1 pseudogene is annotated in these 1,390 nt (G+C 72.3%); it reads right to left on the bottom strand.

Annotated elements, in window-relative coordinates:
* A pseudogene (locus tag GA0115259_RS36800) lies at positions 1 to 1,371 on the bottom strand (AfsR/SARP family transcriptional regulator); the annotation flags it as partial.
* Positions 1,372 to 1,390 lie beyond the last annotated feature (19 nt).

Here is a 1,390-nt window from a genome sequence, read left to right as displayed (position 1 = left end):
CCCCCCCCCCGCCACACCCCAGGCGTCGCGCAGGGCCCGGAAGTCGGCCAGGGCGCCGTTCATCCGCTGCTCGCCGGCCGTCAGCGCGCCCAGACTCCACTCCGCGAACCCGAGGAACCACTCCGCCCTGGCCCGGCCCACCGTCCGCTCCGGCCGGTCCCCGTCCTGCTCGGCGCCGGCCTCCGCGCCGCTCTCGCCCAGCAGCATGCCGAGCCCGGTGTGCCACGTCCTCGCCTCGGCCCGCTCGGCCGCCGGTGCCTGTCCCTCGGTGGCGAGCGCGGTCGCCAGCGCCCGGCAGCCCTCACCGAGCCGGCCGCGCAGAAACCAGTACCAGGTCAGGGCATTGGCCAGCCGCAGCGCCCACTGCGCCGAGCCGGTACGGCGCGCCTCGTCCAGGGCCCGCTGGAAGTTGGCGGACTCGGCGTCCAGGAGTTGCAACCAGCGGCGCTGGTCGCGGCCGTGCAGATGCGGCCGGGCTCGCTCGGCCAGTTCGGCGTAGTACCGCAGATGGCGGCGGGCCAGTTCCGCGGTCTCGCCCAACTCGTGTGTCTTGCGCTGGGCGTAGGCCGCGACGGATTCGAGCAGCCGGTAGCGCGGCAGGGACGGGCATTCCACTCTGATCACCAGCGAGCGGTCCACCAGCCGGGCCAGTATGTCCAGCACCTCGTCGCCGCGTATTCCGGTGCCCGCGCACAGTTCCTCGACGGCCTCCAGCGTGCAGCCCTCGGCGTGCACGGCGAGTCCGCGCAGAAGCGTCTGCTCCTGCGGGCTGAGTAAGCTCCAGCTCCAGTCGATGGTCGCCTGGAGCGTCTGCTGACGCTGCGGAGCGCCTCGGTATCCGCTGTTCAGTATCCGGAAACGGTCGTCGAGCCGGTTCAGCAGCTCCTGGACGCCGAGAGTCCGTACGCGAGTGGCCGCCAGCTCCAGCGCCAGCGGCAGCCCGTCCAGCCGGCGGCAGATGTCCGTGACCTTGGGCGTGGTGACGGCGTCGAGGACAAAACCCGGGTCCACCGACCTGGCTCGCGCCGCGAACAACTGGACGGCGCTGGAGCGTTGCAGCGCGGCCGTGTCGCTGTCCGGCAGCGGCAGACTGAGCGGCGGCACCGGCCAGATCGTCTCGCCCGGTATCCGGAGTCGCTCCTGACTGGTCGTCATCAGTTTGACGTACGGCGCTGCTTGGAGCAGCGAGATCACCAACTCGGCCACCGCGTCGACCACATGCTCACAGTTGTCCAGGACCAGCAGCAGCCGGCGCGAGGCCAGCGTCCGGACCAGCCGTGACACGGAGCCGCCCGCGGACTCGGCCGCGAAGGCCGCGGCGCCGGAGTCCTCCCGGATGCCCATCACCGCCATCACATGTTCGGCGACCACTCCCGGACCGGCGGGGCGC

The sequence above is a fragment of the Streptomyces sp. MnatMP-M17 genome, assembly GCF_900091995.1.
Classification (GTDB): Bacteria; Actinomycetota; Actinomycetes; order Streptomycetales; family Streptomycetaceae; genus Streptomyces.
This window is presented reverse-complemented; position numbering and strand designations above follow the sequence as displayed.